We start from the raw sequence: 21,626 nt of genomic DNA, 5'->3' as shown, positions 1-21,626 counted from the left end.
CACCCCCGCCGTGTGGTTCATGTGGTGGTCCCTTCTGGCCAGCGGAATCGTCGAGGTCATCGGGGGCCGCGCCGCCACTGGTGGGCGAGCAGCCAGGCGAGGTAGGACCCGCCGATACCGGCCGTGGCAATGCCGACGGGAAGCTGCGTCGGGCCGAACAGACGCTGGACGGCGAGGTCGCTCGTGGTGAGCAGCAGGGCGCCCATCAGCCCCGCGGCGAGCAGGCCGGGCCCGGCCGATCGGGTCAGCCGTTGCGCCAACTGCGGTGCCACGAGGGCAAGGAAGGCAATGGGGCCGGCCGCCGCGGTAGCGACCCCCGCCAGCAGCACGCTCGCCGCGATGAGCAGCAGCCGGCTCCGCTCGACGGGTACGCCGAGAGCGGTGGCCGCGGCGTCGCCCATCTCCAGCAGCGACAACCGACGGGCCTGGTACAAGGCAACCGGTAGCAACAGAGCCGTGGCCGCAAGTACCGGCTCGGCGTGTTCCCAGCCCCGGCCGTTGAGCCCGCCGACCAGCCATGCCTGTGCGGCGATCGCGTCCTGCCAGGACGCGCGGGCGATGAGGTAGGAGTTGACCGACAGGATCATCGCGCTGACGCCGATGCCCACCAGGATCAGTCGGAAACCCTGCACGCCGTTCTTGAAGGCCAGCAGGTACACCAGGGCGGAGGTGACGGCAGCACCGGCAACGGCGCCCAGGGCGGTATCGATCATGCTGCCGTGCAGGACCACCACGACGAGGATCGCGCCGGTCGCCGCCCCGCTGGTAAGACCGATGATGTCGGGGCTGGCGAGCGGGTTGCGCGACAGGCTCTGCGTGATGGCACCGCTGACACCCAGGGCGACGCCGACGACGATACCGGTGACCAGCCGGGGCAGCCGGAGCGTCGTCACGATGAACTCGGACGCCGGATCACCCGCCCCCACCAGGGTTCTGACCGCGTCGAGCGCCGAGATCGGATAGTCGCCCGTGGTGATGGTCGCCACCGCCACGCCGGCCAGCGCGGCGATCATGCAGGCCGCGACGAGCACGGGACGCAGAGATACCCGCATCGAGATCCGGTCGCGCCGGTCGCGCAGCACGTAGCCGCTCACGACGCGAGCCGACCGGGCGTCGTCGACTACGGGCGCGGTCACACCGGGCGGGTTCACAGGTCGGCCAGCTTCCGGCGACGGCACAGGGCGATGAAGACGGGAGCGCCGACGAAGGCGGTGACGATGCCGACCTGTAGCTCCGAAGGGGCTATCAGGACCCGGCCGACGACGTCGGAGCCGAGGAGCAGGATCGGCGCCAGCACCGCGGAGTACGACAGCACCCAGCGCTGATCGGGGCCGACCATCAGCCGGGCGAGATGTGGTACGGCGAGGCCGACGAAGGCGATGGGACCGGCCGCGGCGGTGGCGGCACCGCACAGCAGCGCCACCGCCAACGCGCCGAGCACTCTCGTCCGGCCCACGTGGGCACCGAGAGCGCGGCCGGCCTGTTCGCCGAGGGCCAGCACGTTCAGCGGCCTGGCGAGGGCCAGCGCGAGGGCGATCCCCACCGCGATGAACGGCGCGATCTGCGCCACCACATCGAGCTTGCGTCCGGCCAGTGATCCGATGTTCCAGAACCGGAACTCGTTGAAGGCGCGCGGGTCCAGCAGCAGCACGGCCGAGGTGAAGGCGACCAGGACGGCGCTGACCGCCGCTCCTGCCAGCACGAGCCGATCCGGCGTGGCCGCGGCTCGGCCGGCGGAGCCGAGCAGATACACCACGACGCTCGCCACCGCGGCCCCGCCGAAGGCGAACCAGACGTAGCCGGTGATCGCCGAGACGCCCAGGTAGGAGATGGCCACCACCACCGCGGCGGAGGCGCCCATGTTCACACCGAGCAGGCCCGGGTCGGCCAGTGGGTTTCGGGCGAGCGCCTGCATCAGCGCGCCCGCCAGCCCGAGGGCGGCTCCGACCAGGAGCCCGAGCAGCGCGCGGGGCAGCCGGAACTCACGGATGATGAGTGCCTCGGCGGAGTGGTCGTCGTGCCACAACGCCGCCCAGGTGGAGGCGGCGGTGACGTCCCTCGCCCCGATGCCCAGGCTGGCGACGACGACGACGGCGAGCACCCCCAACGCGATCACCAGCCCGCCGGTCCGGCGGAGCGAGTGGCCACCGCCGCGCCGGACGACCCCGGCCGTCGCCAGATCGGCATCCACCAGGCGTACGTCGAGCATCCAGTCTCCCTCCGTTGCGGGGGCCGCCAGGGCGTGGTCCGCTCCGCCGCCTGAGCGTACCTTAGGCTAGCCTTACCTTCTGCCTCCGGGACGTCGCGGTGCGACTCACGGTGGCCGATCTTTCAGACCCGGCGCCGTCGCCGGATGACACCACGATGGACCGGAGGTGGTCGGTGCACGCCGCGACACGATCGAGGCGAGGTCTCCTGACCCGCACGATCGCCGGCCACTGGCGGCTGGTCGCCGGTGGCGCCGTGCTCGCCGCCGGCCATCAGGCGGGCGAAGCGGCCGTGCCGGTCATCATCGGCATCGTCATCGACGAAGCGATCTCTACCGGACGTCCGGCCGAGCTGGTCTGGTGGCTGACCCTGCTCGCCGCGGTCATCGCCGCCCTCTCCCTGTGCTTCCGGTACAGCCTGCGGATGGAGGAACGCGCCGCCTTCGAAGGGGCGCACGGGCTGCGGGTCGCGCTCGCCGCCCGGGTTCTGGACCCGGCCGGCGGTGCCGAGCATGGCCGGCTGGCCGGCGCGCTGACGAGCACCGCCACCGGTGACGCCCAGCGCGCCGGCGACGTGAATCTCGCCCTGCCCCGTGCCGCGGCGGCCGTCTTCGGCCTGCTCGTCGCCGCGGTGGCCCTGCTGCGCATCTCGGTCCCGCTCGGGCTGTTGGTCCTCCTCGGCTCTCCGGTTCTCCTGCTCCTGGCACATCTGCTGTGCCGGCCACTCGAGCGGCGCAGCCACGTCGAACAGGAGCGAGCCGCCGAAGCCTCGGGGATCGCCGCAGACTTGATCGCGGGCGTGCGCTCGCTCAAGGGAATCGGGGCCGAGGCCACGGCGGCCGACCGGTACCGGCGCACGAGCCGGGAGTCGATGGCGGCGGCGGTGCGGGCGGCCGGCGCACAGGCCCGCCTGGACGGCGCCATGCTCGCGGTCAACGGCGTGTTCCTCGCCGCGATCGCCCTCGTCGGCGGCCGGCTCGCCGCGCACGGCGAGATCAGCGTCGGCGAGTTGGTCACCGCCGTCGGCCTCGCTCAATTCCTGGTCTGGCCGCTGTCGCTCTTCTCCTGGGTGAACGGGCAGCTCGCACAGGCGCGCGCCTCGGCCGCCCGGATAGCGGCCGTGCTGACCGCTCCCCCGGCGGTACCCCTGGGCGGCGCCACCCTGCCCCGACCGGTGCGCGGCCGGCTCCGGCTGCGCGGCGTCACGCACGCCGGCCTGAGCGCCATCGACCTGGACGTGGCCCCCGGCGAGCTGCTCGGCGTCGTGACGACCGAGCCCGCCGAGGCGACCGCCCTGTTGCAGTGCCTGACGCGCGACGCAGACCCGGCCGCCGGCAGCGTCCAGCTCGACGGCAACCCACTGTCCGGACTGGACCCCGACGACGTCCGCGCCACGCTGCTGGTCGCCGCGCACGACGCGGAACTCTTCGCCGACAGCCTGCTCGACAACGTCGCCGCCGCGGCCTCCACCCCGCAGACCCTGGAGCGGGCCTTGGCCGCGACCGGGATGCACGAGCTGGCCGACGCGCTGCCGGACGGCCTCGACACCGCGGTGAGCGAACGCGGTCGGTCGCTCTCGGGCGGCCAACGTCAGCGCGCGACCCTGGCCAGGGCGCTCGCGGCCGACCCGCCCGTACTGGTGCTGCACGACCCGACCACGGCGGTCGACGCGGTCACCGAGGCCGCCCTCGCCACCGGGATCCGGCAGACCCGCCAGGGCCGTACCACCCTCCTGGTGACCACGAGCCCGGCGCTGCTGTCGGCGACCGACCGGGTGGTCTTCGTCCACGGCGGCACGGTCGCCGCCGCCGGCAGCCACGGTGATCTGCTCCGCGCCCACCCGCGCTACCGCGCCGCCGTGCTCACCTGAGCCGGCCGAGCGCCCCGTCGATCAGGAGATGCCGATGACCGTTCCGCACGACGCCACGCCGGGGGCCGGCCGGCGGCTACTGCCCACCGCGACCGGCGCACACATCCGCGCCGCGGTGTACCGGCTGCTGCGACCGCATCGGACCCTGGCCGCGACCGGTCTGGCCGTGCTGGTCGTCGGGACGACGATCGGACTGCTCACGGCGCCGCTGCTCGGCCACGTCGTGGACCTCGTCGCCGCCGGACACCCGGCCGCCGCACTCACCCCGCCGGTCGTCGCGCTGGCCCTGGTGGCGGTCGGGCAGGGAGTGTGCACCGCGCTCGGGGTGTCCCTCGTCGCCCGCCTCGGCGAGGCGATGCTCGCCCGGCTGCGGGAACGCTTCGTCGACCGGGCCCTGCACCTGCCTCTGGAGCGGCTGGAGGAGGCCGGCGCGGGCGATCTCACCGCGCGGGTCACCCGCGACGTCACCGCCATCACGGAGGCGGTCCGCCACGCCCTGCCGGTCCTGGCCCGGTCGGGCCTGACCGTGGCCCTCACCCTGGCCGGACTTGCCGTGCTCGACTGGCGGTTCCTGCTGGCCGCGCTGCTCGCCGCGCCGATACAGCTCCACACCGTCCGTTGGTACAGCGGCCACGCCCGGAAGATCTACGCCGCGCACCGGATCGCCGACGGTGCCCAGCAGCAGCAACTCCTCGACAGCATCGGGGGTGCCGCGACCGTCCGGGCGTTCCGGCTCGGCGACCGGCACGTCGGCCAGGTGGCGCAGCGGTCGCGCGCCGTCGTGGAGCTGGCCATGCGCGGCATCCGGCTGCTCACCGGCTTCTACGGTCGGCTCAACGCCGCCGAGTTCGTGGCGTTGGCGGGTGTGCTGGTCACCGGTTTCGTCCTGGTGCGCGCCGGCTCGGTGACCATCGGCACGGCGACCGCCGCGGCGCTGTACGTGCACAGCCTGTTCAACCCCATCAATGCGGCGCTGGCGCTGGCCGACAACGCCCAGGCGGCCACCGCGAGCCTCGCGCGGCTGGTCGGCGTCGCCGACCAGCCGGCTCCGGCGCCGCGCCCGGCCACGGCATCCGTCGACACGTCCGTCAAGGCGGTCGACGTCGAGTACGCCTACCGCAGCGGCCACGAGGTGCTGCACGGCGTAGACCTGGAGCTGGCCCCGGGAGAGCGGGTAGCGCTGGTGGGCGCGAGCGGGGCCGGAAAGACCACCCTCGCCAAGCTCATCGCCGGGGTGCACCGGCCGACCGGCGGCTCGATCAGGCTAGGTGGCGTGGAGCTGACCGAGCTCGACCCCGCCCTCATCCGGCGCAGCATCGCCCTGGTCACGCAGGAGGTCCACGTCTTCGCCGGCCCCTTGGCCGAGGATCTGCGGCTGGCGCGCCCGGACGCGGGCGACGAGGAACTGCGGGCGGCGCTCACCCGGGTAGGGGCGCTCGGCTGGGTCGACGCGCTGCCCGACGGGGTCGACACCGTTGTCGGCGAGGGCGGGCACCGGCTCACCGCGGCCCAGGCGCAGCAGATCGCCCTGGCGCGGCTGGTCCTGGCCGACCCGCCGGTCGCGATCCTGGACGAGGCCACGGCGGACGCCGGCAGCGCCAGCGCCCGGGAGTTGGAGAACGCGGCCGCCCGGGCGCTCGACGGCCGGAGCGCGCTCGTCGTGGCGCACCGGCTCACCCAGGCCGCGGCCGCGGACCGGGTGGTGTTGCTGGCGGACGGCCGGGTGGTGGAGAGTGGCCGCCATGCGGACCTGGTCGCGGCCGGCGGGCGGTACGCCGAGCTGTGGCAGGCCTGGTCGGGCAGCCGCGAGCCCGCGTAGCCGGGCATGAGCGACGGGCCGGCGTAGCCACGCCGGCCCGCAGACGATCTCGGGAGGGCACCCCGTCCGAGGGTGCCCTCCCGAATCGCTGTGCAACGGCTATCGCGCCGTGGCGTCCGCCATCTGCTCGCGCAGGCTGCGCGGCCGCAGGTCTGTCCAGTTCGCCTCGACGTAGGCGAGGCAGGCGTCCCGCGAGTCCTCTCCGAACACCACGGTCCAGCCGGCGGGCACCTCGACGAACGACGGCCACAGGGAGTGCTGCTGCTCGTCGTTGACGAGGACCAGGTAGCGGCCCTCGGCGTTCTCGAACGGGTTGGTCATGACTCGCTCCTTGAGATGGAAAGGGTGGACAACGCCCGGTCGGGGTCGGCTGCTGCCGCCGCGAGCAGGCCGAGCAGGTCGTCGGCGAGCCGCTGGACCGTCGGGCGGTCGAACAGGTCGGTGGCGTACTCCAGGTAGCACTGGACCGCCCCGTCGCCCCGCGGCTCATAGAAGCTGAGCGTCAGCTCGGCCGCGGTGGCCCGGATCGGTACCGCCTGCATCGTCCCGTGGCCACCGTCGAGGCCGGCCAGGTCGGCCTGCTCGTGATGCACGATCATCACCTGCGGGGCCCGGACGCCGCCGAGCTCGGGCAGCACGTCGGCGAAGGGGACGTCCTGCCGGTCGAGCGCGCTCAGATTGGTCCGGCGAACCCGGGTCAGCAGCTCAGCGAAGGTCGGGTCGCCGGTGGTGTCGGTGCGCAGCACGACGGTGTTGAAGAAGCAGCCGACCAGGTCGACCAGGCTCTCCTCGGTACGGCCGGCGACCAGGGTACCGATCGGCAGGTCGGTTCCGGCGCCGCGACCGGTGAGCAGCGCGGCCAGTGCCGCCTGCAGCACCATGAACATGCTCGTCCCGGTCGCCCGGGCGAGCCGGTCGACGGCGCGGTGCAGGTCGGCGTCGAGCGGCGCCTCGACGTAGTCACCACTGTGGCCTGGCCCGCCCGTACGACGCCGATCGGTCGGCAGGGCAAGCTCTGCGGGGACCCCCCGCAGCGCCTGACGCCAGTAGTTCAACTGCCGCGCGTGCCGGCTGCCCGGATCGTCGGGGTCGCCGAGCAGGTCGTGCTGCCAGCGGGTGTAGTCGGCGTAGCTGACCGGCAGCAGGGCCCAGTCCGGGGCGTTCCCCGCCAGCCGGGCGGCGTACGCGGTGCTGAGGTCGCGGAAGAGCGGCACCACGGACCACTCGTCCACTCCGGTGTAGCCCATGGTGAACAGCAGCGCCTGCGCGCCCGCCTCGTCGGCGAGCAACCGGGCGCGCAGCGGCGGCGCCGTGGCCAGGTCGACCGGCTCGTGGGCCAGCTCGGCGAGACGCCGGTCCAGGCCCTCGCCGGCGACTCGTTCGGTCTCCAGGGACGGCGCGTCCACGAGCTGCTGGTACACCGCACCGTCGCGCTCGACGAGGAGCGAGCGCAGCGGCTCGTGCCGCGTCACCACGTCGCGGACCGCCGCGGCGAGCGCTGCGGCGTCCAGGCCCCCGGTCGACCGCAGCGCGAGGGCGTGGTCGTACCCGGGGCGGTCCCGGTGCAGGTCCCACCGCCAGCGCTGCACCGGGGCGATCGGCAGCTCCGCCGGCCGCTCGGTCGCCGCCAGCGGCGGCCGGGCCGACGTCGCGCCGGCGAGCTGTCCGGCCAGGCCGGCAACGGTCGGGGTGTCGAAGACCTCACGGATGGTCAGGTCCGCGCCGAACGCCGACCGGATCCGGCCGATCAGTCGCATCGCCGCCATGGAGTGGCCGCCGAGGGCGAAGAAGTTGTCGTGGATGCCGACCGCGGGCAGCCCGAGGATCTCCGCGAACAGTTCGGCGAGGGTGTGCTGCTCGGCGGTGACCGGGCGTTCGTCGCCGGTCATCGTCGACCAGTCGGGCCGGGGCAGCGCCCGACGGTCGAGCTTGCCGTTCGGGGTCAGTGGCAGCGGATCGGCCAGGACCACCACGGCCGCCGGCACCATGTAGTCCGGCAGCGACTCGGCCAGGTAGGCGCGAAGATCCGCCGGCGGGACGGGGTCGTCGCCGGTCACGGCGTAGCCGATCAACCGGGTGTGCTCGCCGTCGCGGTCGGCGACGACCGCGGCCTGCCGCACCCGCGGGTGGCCGGAGAGCGCACCTGAGATCTCGCCCAGCTCGATCCGGAAGCCCCGGATCTTCACCTGCTCGTCGACTCGACCGAGGAAGTCCAAGTTGCCGTCGGTACGCCACCGGGCCCGGTCCCCGGTCCGGTACATCCGGGTGCCGGGTGGACCGAACGGGCAAGCGACGAAGCGCTCCGCGGTGAGCCCGGGCTTGCCGAGGTAACCGCGCGCCAGGCCGCGGCCGGAGACGTACAGCTCCCCCACCACGCCGGGCGGGACCGGACGCAGTCGCGCGTCGAGGACGTACACGGTCGTGTTGGGGTCCGGCACGCCGATCGGCACCGAGGCGTTCCAGTCCGGCTTCGCCGGCCACAGCGTGGAGTTCACGGTCGCCTCGGTCAGCCCGTACGCCGCGAGCAGGTTCAGCCGGCCGGCCCAGCGGCCGATCAGATCCGGCGGCACGGTCTCGGTGCCGACCAGGATGGTGGAGCCGGCCGGCAGCTCGCAGTCGGCCGGCAGCGCGGCCACCAGTGACGGGGGCAGGATCATGTGGGTGATCCGCCGCTCGTGCAGGAACTCGGTGAGCGCCGGCCCGGCGACCCGGACCTCGTCCGGGGTGAGGACGAGCTGCCCGCCGACGCAGAGCGCCATGGTGAGCTCGAAGACCGCCACGTCGAAGCCGACCGAGGCGAACTGCAGGACCCGGCTGTCGGGGGTGAGGCTCATCCGGTCCACCGCGGTGGCGGCCAGGCTGGCGATGCCGTCGTGCGGGACGGCGACGCCCTTCGGCCGGCCGGTGGAGCCCGAGGTGTAGATGACGTACGCGGCCTGGTCGAGGCCGACCGGCCCGGTGGGCAGCGGCGACGGGTCCAGGGCGGCCAGCTCGCCGGCGACCGGGGGGCTGTCGAGCAGCAGCCGGCGCACTCCGTCGACCTCGGGCACCCGCGGCGCCTCCGACGCCGTGGCGACCACGACGCCGGCGGCGGAGTCGCCGAGCATGTACGCGATGCGCTCGGCAGGGTGCGACAGGTCGAGCGGCAGATAGGCGGCGCCGAGCTTCAGCACGCCGAGCACGGTGGCGACCATCTCCACCGACCGGGGTACCGCGATGCCGACGACGCTCTCGCGTCCGACGCCGCGGGCGGCCAGCAGCCGCGCGATCCGGTTGGCCTGCGCGTCGAGCTGCGCGTACGACGCCGACCGGGACCGGTCCACCACCGCGACGGCGTCGGGCCGCGCGGCGACGCACCGGGCGAACAACTGCGGCAGCGTCTCCTCCGGCACCGCGCGCAGGGTGTCGTTGTACCGCTCGACCACCTGGCGTCGCTCGTCGGCGGCAAGCAGGTCGATGCTGCTCAGCGGCGCCTGCGGGTCGGCGGTGACGCCGGCGAGGAGCCGGTGCAACCGGTCGCCGAGCCGCGCCGCGGTGCCGGGATCGAACAGGTCCGTGGCGTACTCGAGCCGGCAGCCGATGCGGCCGGATTCGACGTGCTCGGAGAAGCTGAAGACCAGGTCGAACTTTGCCGTGGGCAGCTCCACCGGCACCCACTCCACCTCGAGGCCCGGCAACTGCAGGGCGTCGTCGCTGCGGTTGTGGTAGCCGACCATCACCTGGAACAGCGGGTTGCGGGCCAGCGACCGAGCCGGGTTCACGCGCTCCACGACCGCCTCGAACGGCACGTCGGCGTGCGAGAACGCCGCCAGGTCCGTTTCGCGGGCCCGGGCGACCAGTTCGGCGAAGCTGGGGTCGCCGGACAGGTTGGTGCGCAGGACCAGCGTGTTGACGAAGAATCCGACCAGCTCGTCAAGGCCGGCATCGGTGCGGCCGGCGATCGGGGCGCCGAGCGGGATGTCGTCCCCGGCACCCAGCCGGTGCAGCAGCGCCGCGGTAGCCGCGTGCAGCACCATGAACATGCTCGCCCCGGTCCGCTGGGTCAACCGCCGCAGCCGCTCGCAGACCTCCGGCTTCAGCTCCAGCTCCAGCTCACCGCCGCGGAACGTCGGCCGCGCCGGACGCGGCCGGTCGAACGGCAGCTCCAGCTCCTCCGGCAGGGCGTCGAGCGCCCGCTGCCAGTGGTCGAGCTGTCGGGCGGCAAGGCCGGCCGGGTCCTCGCGCTCGCCGAGCAGCCGCTGCTGCCACAGCGCGTAGTCGGCGTACTGCACGGGCAGCGGCGGGAACGTCGGCGCCGTGTCGCCGAGGCGAGCGGCGTAGGCGGCCGCGAGATCGCGGAGGAACGGCCGGTCGGACCACTCGTCGGTGGTGATGTGGTGCAGCAGGATCACCACGACGTGCTCGACCTCGCTGACCTGCACCAGGGTGGCGCGCAGCGGCAGCTCGGCCGCCAGGTCGAACGGGCGGTCGACCGCGGCACGGACGGCCGCCGTCACCTCGTCTTGGGCAGCGGTGATGAGCTCCACCGGCGGCCGTGCCGCGGCGGCGGGCAGGACCCGCTGGAACGGGACTCCCTCCCGTTCGCCGAAGAGGGTCCGCAGCGCCTCGTGCCGGGCGACCACGTCGCCGAGCGCCGCGGCGAACGCGTCCGCGTCGAGAGCGCCTCGCAGCCGCATCACCAGCGGGAAGTTGTACGCCGCCGACGCGCCCTCGAGCTGTTGGATGACCCACAGCCGCTGCTGGGCGAAGGAGAGCGGCAGCTCGTCGGGGCGCTCACCGGCCACCAGCGCCGGCCTGACCGCGCCGCGGGCGGCGGCGGCCCGCAGGACGAGCTCCGCGACGGTGGGTGCCTCGAACAGGTCCCTGATCGCCAGCTCGGTGCCGAGCGCGGCGCGGGCCCTGCTGACCAGCCGGGTGGCCAGCAGGGAATGGCCACCGAGGTCGAAAAAGCTGTCCTCGACCCCCACCTGCGGTACGCCGAGGACCTCGGCGAACAGCGCGCAGAGCAGCTCCTCCTCCGCCGAGGCGGGCGGGCGGCTGTCACCGCCGCGCATCTCCGGGGCGGGCAGCGCGCGCACGTCCAGCTTGCCGTTGACCGTCAGTGGCAGCCGCTCCACCGCGGTCAGCGCCGCCGGCACCATGTAGTCCGGCAGGCGGCCCTTGAGGTACTCGCGCAGCTCGGGCGGGAGTGCGTCGGTCGCTTCGCCGGCGGCGACGACGTAGCCGAGCAGACGCCTGGCCCCGCCGGGACCGGCGCCGTCCGCCACCACGGCCGCCTGGGAGACCTCGGGATGCGACTCCAACACCGTGGCGATCTCGCCCAGTTCCACCCGGTACCCGCGGATCTTGACCTGGTCATCGGTGCGGCCGAGGAAGTCCAGGATGCCGTCCGGCCGCGACCGCGCCAGGTCGCCGGTGCGGTACATCCGATCGCCGGGCCGGCCGTACGGGTCGGCGACGAACCGCTCGGCGGTCAGCCCGGGGCGCCGGTGGTAGCCGCGGGCCAGGCCGATCCCGGCGATGTACAGCTCACCGGGTGTACCCGGCGGGACGGGCCGCAGGTGCGCGTCGAGGATGTAGGCCCGGGTGTTCCAGATGGCGCGCCCGACCGTGGGGGTGGCGCTGTCCTCGGTGGAGGCGCCGAGGGTGTTGATGGTGTACTCGGTCGGCCCGTACAGGTTGTAGCCGTACGTCCCCTCGGTGTCGCGCAGCCGCGTCCACACGGCGTCGGAGACCGCCTCACCGCCCAGCAGCACCAACGGGGGGACGTGGCCGGAGAGCAGCCCTTCCTCGATCAGCAGGTGTGCGTAGGTCGGCGTCACGTTGACCACGTCGATGCGGTGCGTCTCGCAGTAGGCCACCAGGGCCGTGGCGTCGCGGCGCAGCTCCTCGTCGCAGACGTGCACCTCATGGCCCTCGACGAGCCAGAGCAGCTCCTCCCAGGACATGTCGAAGGCGAAGGAGACCGTGTGTGCGATGCGCAGCCGTCGTCCGCCGGCGGCCGCGATCGCCGGCCCGAAGATGGCTTCCTGATGGTTGAGCTGCATGTTCGTCAGGCCCCGGTAGGGGGTGACGACGCCCTTGGGACGGCCGGTGGAGCCCGAGGTGTAGATGACGTACGCCGGGTGCTCCAACCGGTCGGGGCGGCTGCGCGCGAACCCGGGCCGCTCCTCGTCGTCGACGTCGGCGGCCGACAGCGCGGCCAGCTCGGCCAGGACGGCCGGGTCGTCGACGCAGACGGCCGGGGTGGTGAGCGAGCGGGCCACCGCGCCGGTGGACAGCACGCACATCGGGCCGGTGTCCTCGATCATCATTTCCAGCCGGTCCACCGGGTGGTCGAGGTCCAGCGGCAGGTACGCCGCACCGGTCCGCAGCACCGCGAACAGCGCCACGACCATCTCGACGGAGCGCGGCAGGGCCAGCGCCACCACGCGCTCCGGCGCCGCGCCGCGGGCCAGCAGCAGCCGGGCGAGACGGTTGATCCGACCGTCCAGTTCGGCGTAGCTGAGCCGCTGGTCGCCGCAGACGAGCGCGAGGGCGTCCGGGGTCCGCGCCGCCTGGGCGGCCAACAGGTCGGCGACGGTGTCGGACACCATCGGGCGGCGGGTGGCGTCCCACTCGGCGGCGAGCTGGGTCCGCTCGGACGCGGTGAGCAGGTCGAGGGTGCCGACCGGAGCCGACAGGTCCGCGATCATCCGCGACAGCAGCAGGGTGAACCGCTCCAGCAAGGATTCCGCCGACGCCGGTTCGACGACGTCCGGCCGGTAGTTCAGGGCCACCCGCACGTCTCGGGCGGGGGTGACGACCAGGGTCATCGGGTAGTGGGTGGCGTCGGCGCTGCCGATGTCGGTGATGCCATGCCGCTCCCGCAGGGCGGTGAGGCTGTCGACGTCGCCGAAGTTCTGCAGGACGTAGAGCGTGTCGAACAACTGCTGGTGGCCGCTGGCCCGCTGGATCTCGCCGAGTCCCACGTATTCGTGGTTCATGAGCGCGGTGCGTTCGGACTGCAGACGGCGCAGCAGTTGCAGCACCGACTCGTGCGGGTCCATCGCGATCCGCACCGGAACGGTGTTGAGGAACATGCCGATGGCGCTCTCCGCGCGCGGCACGTCGGCGGGACGTCCGGCGACGGTGCTACCGAAGACCACGTCGTACCGGCCGACCAGGCTCGCCAGGCACAGTCCCCAGGCGGCGTTGAGCAGCGTGTTGAGCGTCAGGCCGTGGCGGCGGCTCTCGCTGCGCAGCCGGTCGCTCAGCTCGGCGGGGAGTTCGGTACGGCAGCGGCGGGGAATCACCGGCTCACGGCTGCGGTCGGCGGGGCTGACCAGGGTCGGCTCGGCGAGCCCGGCGAGGGCGGCCCGCCACACGTCGACCGTGCGATCGGCGTCCTGCCCGGCCAGCCAGGCCAGGTAGTCCCGGTAGGTGCCGGGAGTGGCCAGGGCGGTGTCGTCGCCGCCGGTGGCGTACAGCTCCAGCAGCTCCTCCAGGAACAGCCCCTGCGACCAGCCGTCCCAGGCGACGAGGTGGTGGCTGAGCACCAGCCGGTCGCGGTCGCCGGCGAGCCGGACGACGGTCAGGCGGCACAGCGGCGGCCGAGCGAGGTCGAACCGGCGGCCGCGGTCGGCGGCGAGCAGCTCCGCCATCTGGCGGTCCTGCTCCTCGGCGGGCAGGCCGGACAGGTCCACCTCGTCCAGTGGCACTTCGACGGCAGCGGCGATGAACTGCACCGGTTGGTGCAGGCCGTCGCTGGTGAGTCCGGCGCGCAGGCTGGGGTGGCGGGTCAGCAGCGTGGCGCAGGCCGCGCGCAGCCGGTCGAGCTCCAGCCGGTGACCGAAGTCGTAGGTGTCCTGGGCGGTGTAGACGTCGAGGGCGCCCTGGTCGTAGCTGGAGTGGAAGAAGATTCCCTCCTGCAGCGGCGACAGCGGCCAGATGTCGGCGACCGGGGACGGGCTGAGCTGCTCCACCCGGTCGATGTCGGCCTGACTGAGCTGGATCGTGGTGAGGTCCGACGGCGTCAGCCCGGCGGTGCGCTGCGCCCCGTCCACCGCGGCCGCGAGCTCGCGCAGCGCGGCCAGCCACTCCTCGCTCAGCTCGTCGACGTCCGTCTCGGACAGGCCGACGTCGCGCCAGGTCCACACGGCGCTCAGCTCGGGGCCGGCCGGCGTGTCGGCGCAGACCGCGTCGATCTGCAGCAGGTACGGCATGCCGAGCCCGGGGTCGGGCGCCAGGGTCAACGCGTCGGACTCCGGCGCCGGCGTCCAGTCGGTGCCGTGATCGGCGGCGAAGCGACCGAAGTAGTGGAACAGCACCTGCGCCGACGCCGCCTGGGCGAGCACCGGGGCGACCTGGGCGTTGAGGTGGCGCAGCATGCCGAAGCCGAGGCCGCCGTCCGGGGCGGCGCGCAGCCGCTCCTTGACGCCCTTGAGCGCGTCGACCGGCCTCGGGCCCGCCGCCAGCCGCACGGGCTGGACGCTGGTGAACCAGCCGACCGTACGCGACAGGTCCAGTCCCTCGGCGATCTCCTCGCGCCCGTGCCGCTCCACGTCCACGAGCAGCTCCGCCGCGCCGTCCTCGCCGCGCCGGTCCCGCCAGCGACTCACCGCCACCCGCAGCGCGGTCAGCAGCACGTCGGTGACGTCACCGTTGACGGCCGCCGGCACGGAGGTCAGCAGTGGCAGGGTGTCGGCGATCGGCAGCCGTACCTGCCGGGCACGGGACTCGCCGACGGTGCCCGGACCGGGCGCCCCGGCCACCAGGTCCGCGCCGGGGGCGAGGGTGGTCAGCCAGTGCGGCAACTCGGCGAGGCGCTGCGGGGCCTGGGCCTGCTCGCCGACCAGCCGCGCGAACCGGCGAAGGGAGGTCGGGACCGGTTCCAGTACCGGCGTCCGTCCGGCGTGCACCGCCTCCCAGGCCGCGGCGAGATCGCCGAGGAGGATGCGCCAGGAGACCCCGTCGACCACCAGATGGTGGGTGGCGAGCAGCAGCCGGCCGGGCCGGCCGGAGCCGGCGTCGAACCAGACTGCCTGCAGCATGACTCCGGAGTCGGGGTCGAGCCGGTCGGCGGCGGCGTCGGACTCGGCCGCGAGGACCGCGCGCAGTTCGGCGGCGTCCAGGTCGGCCACGTCGACGCGGCGCAGCAGCTCGGCGGCGGTCACCACGCCGGCGGGCAGCGCCTCCAGCGACCACAGCACGCCGGCGACCCGGGTCAGGCGCTGCCGCAGTCCGTCGTGGTGGTCGAGGACGGCCTGCAGCACCGCCGACAGCAGCGCCGCGTCGGCGTCGTGCGGGGTCTGCACCAGCACCGAGAGGTTGAACCGGCCGACCGGTCCACCGTCGCAGCGCAGTTGGTGGGCGATCGGCAACAGCGGCACGTCGCCGACGCCGTCGGCGACGGGCGCGGCGGCCTCGGCGCGCGGCCGGTCGGCCGCGGCGACCGCCAGGGCCGCCGGCGTGCGGTGCAGGAACACCTCGCGCGGGCTGAGGTTGAGGCCGCCCGCACGGGCCCGGCTGGAGACCGAGATGGACAGGATGCTGTCCCCGCCGAGGACGAAGAAGTCCTCGTCGGCGCCGACCTCGGCCAACCCGAGCACCGCCGCGAAGATGTCACACAGCAGCCGCTCGCGCTCGTCGGCGGGGCGCTGTGCCACGGCGCGGACGACCGTCGGCGCGGGCAGGGCCGCCCGGTCGACCTTGCCGCCCGGGGTGAGCGGGAGGGAGTCGAGGACGACGAACGCGGCGGGAACCATCGGCTCCGGCAGCGCGCCGGCCAGCGCGGCCCGCAGTGCCTCGCCGTCGGGGCGGGCGCCCGCGGACGGCACGACGTACCCGACGAGCTGGGCGCCGCCGCGGTCGTCGGTGCGCACGGCCACGACCGCCGTCGCGACCTGCGGCAGCGCGGCGAGCCGGTTCTCGATCTCGCCGAGCTCCACCCGGTTGCCGCGGATCTTGACCTGGTGGTCCGAACGGCCCAGGTACTCCACCGCGCCGTCGGTCCGCCACCGGACCAGGTCGCCGGTGCGGTACATCCGCTCACCCGGCGCGCCGAACGGGTCGGCGACGAACCGCTCGGCGGTCAGCCCGGAACGGCCGTGATAGCCGCGGGCAAGCTGCGAGCCGGCGATGTACAGCTCGCCGGAGGCGCCGGCCGGTACCGGACGGAGATAGGGATCGAGGACGTACAGCCTGGTGTTCCACGCCGGCAGCCCGATGGGTACGCCGGCGTCGACGGCGCCGTCGTACTCCCAGGAGGTGACCTGGACGGTGGCCTCGGTCGGGCCGTACACGTTGATCATCGGTACGCCGGTCCGATCGCGCCACCGGCGGGCCAGCCCGCCCCCGAGCGCCTCTCCGCCGCTGAACGCCCGGCGCAGGCCGGCGGCCCAGCCGTCCGCGCCGCTGCCCTCCGTCGCCTGCAGCAGCGCCGCGTACATCGACGGGACCAGATCCACGGTGGTCACGCGTTCCCGGCGGATCAACTCGGCGAGGTAGGCGGGGTCGCGGTGGCCGTCCGGCTTGGCGATCACCACCGCCGCACCCGCCAGCAGTGGCGCGAAGATCTCCAGCACGGAGGGGTCGAAGGTGGCGGAGTACTGGTGCAGCACCCGGTCGTCGGCGCGGTAGCCGAATTGCTCGCATGCCCAGGTGAGCTGGCTGACGACGGCGCGGTGGGGCACGAGAACGCCCTTGGGCCGCCCGGTCGAGCCGGAGGTGTAGAGCAGATAGGCCGGGTGTTCCGGGCCGGCCGGGTCCGCGTCGAAGGCGGCCGTGGTCACCCCGCCGGCCGGCTCCGCCCCGTCGAGAATCAGCGGCTCCACTCCGTCCAGGCGCGGCAGCAGCGCGGAAGCCTCCGGGGTCGTCACCACGGTGCGCGCGCCGGAGTCGGCGAGCATGAACGCGATCCGTTCGGCGGGATGGTCGAGGTCGAGCGGCAGATAGGCGGCGCCGGTCTTCATCACGCCGAGGAGGGCGACGGGCAGCCGTGCCGACCGCGGCACCGCGACCGCGACGATCCGCTCGGGGGCGGCGCCGCGCTCGCGCAGCCGCCGGGCCACGGCGTCCGCCGCAGCGTCGAGGTCGGCGTAGGACAGCCGCTCGTCCGCGGAGATGACCGCGGTGGCGTCGGGATTCCGGCGCGCCCGGGCCGTGACGGCGGCCGCAAGGGTGATCGCCGGCACCTCGTGGTGGGCACCGGCCAGCTCGCTCGCCATCGCGTCGCGGTCGGCGTCGGAGGCCAGGTCGAGGCGGCCCACCGGCCGGTCCGGGTCGTCGATGACCGTCTCCAGGAGTCGTACCAGCGCGGCGGCGAGGCGGTCGGCCGCCGCGGCGTCGATGCGATCGGGGTCGTGGTCGAGGCGCAGCTCCATCCGCTCCCCCGGCAGCACCGTGAGGGCGACCGGGTAGTGGGTGGCGTCGCGCACCTCGACGCCGGCGAGCTCGACGCCCGTCTCGTCGCGCAGGTCGCCCGCGCTGGGGAGGTTCTCGACGACGACCAACGTGTCGAACAGCTCGCCCCAGCCGACCAGGCGCTGGATGTCCGCCAGGCCGAGGTGCTGGTGCTCCATCAGGGCGGACTGCTCGTCCTGGAACCGGGCCAGCACGTCCGCCAGGGGCTCCTCCGCCCGCCACCGCAGCCGTACCGGCAGGGTGTTGATGAGGAGTCCGACCAGGGACTGCACGCCGTCGACGTCGGCGTGGCGGCCGGAGACGGTGCTGCCGAAGACGACGTCCTCGCGGCCGACGAGGCGACCCAGCAGGAGCCCCCATGCGCCGTGGATGACGGTACTGGCGGTCAGTCCGCGTTCGCGGGCACGGGCGGTGAGGCCGGCGGTCGTCGTCGCGGGTAGCTCGACGCGGAGCTGCTCCGGCTTGGGCGCGGCGCCGCCGACCTCGGCCGGCAGCAGCCGGGTCGGCCCGTCCAGCTCGGCGAGCGCGGTACGCCAGGCCGCCCGGGCGGCGTCGAGGTCCCGGCTGCCGAGCCAGCCGAAGTAGTCGCGGTGCAGGGCGTCGCGGCCGGCGGGCAGCTCGCCCCGGACTCCGTCGAGCAGTTCCCGCATCATGATCGATACCGACCAGCCGTCGACCACGATGTGGTGCACGGTGAGCACGAGACGGTGCCGGTCGGCGTCGAGGCGGACGAGCGCTGCCCGCAGCAGCGGCGGCCGAGCCAGGTCGAAGCGGTTCGCGCGCTCTTGCGCGGCGACGTGTGCCGCCTTTGCCGGCCGCTCGGCCGGGGCGGTGCCGGTCAGGTCGACGGCGCGCCACGGCACGTCGACGCGGCCGGCGATGAGCTGGACGAGCTGACCACCCGAGCGCTGGCGGAAGCCGGCGCGCAGCAGCGGGTGCCGGTCGAGCAGCCCCTGCACCGAACGGCGCACCGCGTCGGCGTCGACGTCCCCGAGCAGGTCGATGGTCTGCTGGACGGCGTAGACGTCGCCCGCCGCGTCGTCGTAGGAGGCGTGGAAGTAGAAGCCCTCCTGCAGCGGGGTGGCGGGGAGCACGTCATCCAGATCGGGCACCAGGGCCGCGAACTCGGTGCGCTCGGCCGGGTCGAGGGCGACCAGGGAGAACGCGGCAGGGCTGTCCGCGACCACCGGGCCCGTTTGCGCCGGGCCGGCGGCCGCCGCCAGCGCGGCGACGGTGCGGTGCCGGAACACGTCCCGCGGGGTGATCGCCAGGCCGGCCGTGCGAGCGAGGTTGACCAGCGCGATCGCGACGATGCTGTCGCCGCCGAGCGAGAAGAAGCTGTCGTGGACGCCGACTGCGGGCAGGCGGAGCACCTCGGCGAAGAGGGCGGCGAGGGTGTGCTCGGCGGGGGTGCTCGGCGCGGCGTCGCCGGCGAGCGCCGTCCAGTCCGGGGCGGGCAGTGCGGCCGTGTCGAGCTTGCCGTTGGGGGTCAGCGGCAGCGGCCCGTCCACGCCGACGATCACCGACGGCACCATGTACTCCGGCAGGACGGCGGCGGCGTGCGCCCGCAGCGTCGCGGGGTCGACGTCGCCGTCGACCGGCGTGACGTAGGCGACGAGGCGCTTGACCCCGCGGTGGTCCTCGGCCGCCACGACCGCCGCCTGGGCGACCGACGCGTGTCGCATGAGGACGCTGGCGACCTCACCCGGCTCGATCCGATATCCGCGGATCTTGATCTGGTGGTCGGCCCGGCCGAGGAAGTCGAGGTTGCCGTCGGCGCGCCAGCGGGCCCGGTCGCCGGTACGGTACATCCGGCTGCCCGGAGCACCGTAGGGATCGGCGACGAAGCGCTCCGCGGTCAGGCCCGGTCGTCCGCGATAGCCACGGGCCAGGCCGCGCCCGCCCACGTACAGCTCGCCCTCCACGCCGACGCCGACCGGGCGCAGCGCCGAGTCGAGGACGTAGCAACGGGTGTTGGGATCGGGCACGCCGATCGGCACGGGCCCGCGCCAATCGGGCTTCGCGGCCCACAGTGTCGAGTTGACCGTCGCCTCGGTGAGCCCGTATGCCGCCACCACCCGCAGCCGCTGCGCCCAGCGGGCGATCAGCTCGGTGGGCACGGTCTCGGTGCCCACGACGAGCACCGCCCCGTCGGGGAGGGCACAGCCCGGGGGCAGCGCCGCCACCAGCGACGGCGGCAGGATCATGTGGGTGGCGCCGTGCTCGGTGACGTAATCGGTGAGCGGCGCTCCGGCGACCCGGCGCTCGGTGGGGACGACGATGACCCGGCCGCCGACGCACAGCGACATGCACAGGTCCCACACGGCCACGTCGAAGCCGACGGAGGCGAACTGCACCACCCGGCTGTCGGCGTCGACGCCGAGGCGGTCCACGGCGGTCGCGATGAGGCTGCCGATGCCCTCGTGGGAGATGACGACGCCCTTGGGCGCTCCGGTGGAGCCGGAGGTGTAGATGACGTAGGCCGCCTGGTGCAGTCCGATCGCAAGTTCCAGGTTGCGGTCGTCGGCCGCGGCCAGCTCGGCGCCGGCCTCGTCCAGGAGCAGGCAGTCCCCCGGCAGGTCGGCAAACGGGGCCGCCAGCTCCGCGGTCGAGACGACGAGCCGGGCGCCGGCGTCGGCGAGCATGTAGCCGATCCGGTCGGCCGGGTGGTCGGCGTCGAGCGGCAGGTACGCCGCCCCCGCCTTCATCACGGCGAGCAGCGCCACCACCAGCTCGGTCGAGCGGGGCAGCGCAATGGCCACCACGTCCTCGGGGCGCACGCCGCGGTCGCGCAGCACCCGGGCCAGGCGGTTCGCGGCCGCGTTGAGTCCGGCGTAGGAGAGCTGCTCGGACTCGCACACCACCGCGACGGCATGCGGGGAGCGGGCCGCCTGCGCCTCGACGGCGGCCGGCCACGTCACCTCGGGCACCTCGCGCTCGGCCGTGCCGAACCGTTCGAGTACGAGCCGCTCCTCGCCGCGGAGGAGGTCGATCGTGCCTACCGGTCGATCGGGGTGGGTCACGATCGCGTCGAGGACGGCCAGGAACCGACGCTCGTGCTCGGCGAGCTCCGCCGGGCTGCACACCGCGGCGTCGGCCTCGAGGTCGACCCGCAGGCACCGCCCGTCGCTCTGCGGTTCGACCAGGATGGACAGGTCGGTGACCGGCCCCTGCCACAGAGTGTTCCCACTGACCTCGAGGTCACCGAGTCGCATGCCGTGCTCGTACGCGAAGATGTTGACGCTGGGGCCGGCGAGCTCGGCGATGCCATCGGGCAGGCCCAGGTCGCGGGCCAGCTCCTCACCCCGGTAGCGGGAGTGCGCGGTGAGCCCCGCCACCTCGGTCGCCACCGAGGCCAGCAGCTCGGCCGGGGTCGTCTCGGGGCGGACCGTCAACCGCAGCGGTAGCACGTTGGACACCATGCCGGGCACGTTCCGCAGCGCGGCGTCCACCCGGGCCGTGACGGGCAGCGCAAGGACGATGTCCTGCGCTCCGGTGGCGCGGTGCAGGTAGACGGCGACGGCTGCGATGGCCACCCGGGACACCCGGGTGCCGGCGTCGGCCGCCGTCTTGTGCAGCCGGCCCGCCTGGTCCGGACCGAGCCGCACGCTGCGACGCTCGAGTCGACCGACGGGCTCTGTCGCGCGGGTGAGCAGCCGGGCCGGCTCCGGCCGGTCCGCGAAGCGGCGGTGCCAGTAGTCCCGGTCGGTCTGGTACCGCTCCGAGACCCGGTACGCGGCGTCGCTGTCCACCAGGCGGTCCACCGACCACGCCTCGCGCGTCGAGTCGACGACGCCGGTGGTGTAGAGCTCGCCGACCCGTCGGGCGATCAGCGCTCCGCCGTAGCCGTCCATGACGAGATGGTGGTAGCGGGCGTACCAGAGCACCCGGTCCGCCGCCAGCCGGAGCAGCGCATGGGCGAACAGCGGGCCGCGGGCGAGATGGACGACCTGCTCGCGGTCCGCCCGCATCCACGCCGCGGCGGCCGCGTCGGGGTCCGGCTCGGCGGAGAGGTCGACGACGGGCAGCGACCATTCCACCGGCTCCCCGCCGATCTGGCGGGGCTCGCCGTCCAACCCGACGACGAACCGCACATGCAGGCATTGCGCCTTGTCGACCACCTGGCGCACGGCGGCGGCCAGGCGGTCGACGTCGACGTCGACGTCGCCACGGAACTCCAGGTATCGGGCGATGTTGTAGACAGCGTTCTCCGGGTCGATCTGCTGCGCCAGCCAGATACCCGTCTGCGCCCTGGTCAGGGGCGCGCCGGCCCCGGTACCACCGAACATCGTCGAGATGCCTTTCCTTGCCACTGTCACTGGAGCCC

Annotated in this window: 6 protein-coding genes; 2 read left to right on the top strand and 4 right to left on the bottom strand. The window is 74.1% G+C overall.

Going from position 1 to position 21,626, the window contains the following annotated elements; all coding sequences use genetic code 11:
- Positions 1-56: 56 nt before the first annotated feature.
- A complete protein-coding gene (locus tag EDD30_RS33685; protein ID WP_084556089.1) occupies positions 57-1,052 on the bottom strand; it encodes a FecCD family ABC transporter permease in 996 nt (331 codons plus the stop codon).
- Between the two features lie 95 nt (positions 1,053-1,147).
- Positions 1,148-2,209 (bottom strand): FecCD family ABC transporter permease, encoded by a 1,062-nt coding sequence (locus EDD30_RS33680; protein WP_084556085.1) that lies wholly within the window; start codon positions 2,207-2,209, stop codon positions 1,148-1,150.
- Between the two features lie 110 nt (positions 2,210-2,319).
- On the opposite strand from EDD30_RS33680, the gene EDD30_RS33675 reads away from it, so the two are divergent.
- Complete coding sequence (locus EDD30_RS33675; RefSeq protein WP_244945493.1) at positions 2,320-4,077, top strand: ABC transporter ATP-binding protein; 1,758 nt, start codon at positions 2,320-2,322, stop codon at positions 4,075-4,077.
- 34 nt (positions 4,078-4,111) lie between these two features.
- Complete coding sequence (locus EDD30_RS33670; RefSeq protein ID WP_071803046.1) at positions 4,112-5,896, top strand: ABC transporter ATP-binding protein; 1,785 nt, start codon at positions 4,112-4,114, stop codon at positions 5,894-5,896.
- 99 nt (positions 5,897-5,995) lie between these two features.
- Here EDD30_RS33670 and EDD30_RS33665 read toward each other — a convergent pair whose 3' ends face one another.
- Both EDD30_RS33665 and EDD30_RS33660 read right to left on the bottom strand, forming a co-directional pair.
- Positions 5,996-6,217 carry an MbtH family protein gene (locus EDD30_RS33665; protein WP_071803045.1) on the bottom strand — a complete coding sequence of 74 codons (222 nt, stop codon included), beginning with the start codon at positions 6,215-6,217 and terminating at the stop codon, positions 5,996-5,998.
- Positions 6,214-21,588: a non-ribosomal peptide synthetase gene (locus tag EDD30_RS33660; RefSeq protein ID WP_071803044.1), complete on the bottom strand. Its 15,375-nt coding sequence runs from the start codon at positions 21,586-21,588 to the stop codon at positions 6,214-6,216. Before EDD30_RS33660 ends, EDD30_RS33665 begins: the two co-directional genes overlap by 4 nt.
- Positions 21,589-21,626: the final 38 nt, after the last annotated feature.

This window comes from Couchioplanes caeruleus (genome assembly GCF_003751945.1).
Taxonomy (GTDB): Bacteria; Actinomycetota; Actinomycetes; order Mycobacteriales; family Micromonosporaceae; genus Actinoplanes; species Actinoplanes caeruleus.
The sequence above is the reverse complement of the archived record's forward strand: the minus strand, read 5'-3'. Positions and strand labels throughout refer to the sequence as shown.

What these genes read in the sequence shown, in the direction of transcription:
- EDD30_RS33660 (WP_071803044.1), bottom strand. Translation starts at nt 21,588, where the DNA reads ATGTTCGGTGGTACCGGGGCCGGCGCGCCCCTGACCAGGGCGCAGACG.
- EDD30_RS33670 (WP_071803046.1), top strand. Translation starts at nt 4,112, where the DNA reads ATGACCGTTCCGCACGACGCCACGCCGGGGGCCGGCCGGCGGCTACTG.
- EDD30_RS33665 (WP_071803045.1), bottom strand. Translation starts at nt 6,217, where the DNA reads ATGACCAACCCGTTCGAGAACGCCGAGGGCCGCTACCTGGTCCTCGTC.
- EDD30_RS33680 (WP_084556085.1), bottom strand. Translation starts at nt 2,209, where the DNA reads ATGCTCGACGTACGCCTGGTGGATGCCGATCTGGCGACGGCCGGGGTC.
- EDD30_RS33685 (WP_084556089.1), bottom strand. Translation starts at nt 1,052, where the DNA reads ATGCGGGTATCTCTGCGTCCCGTGCTCGTCGCGGCCTGCATGATCGCC.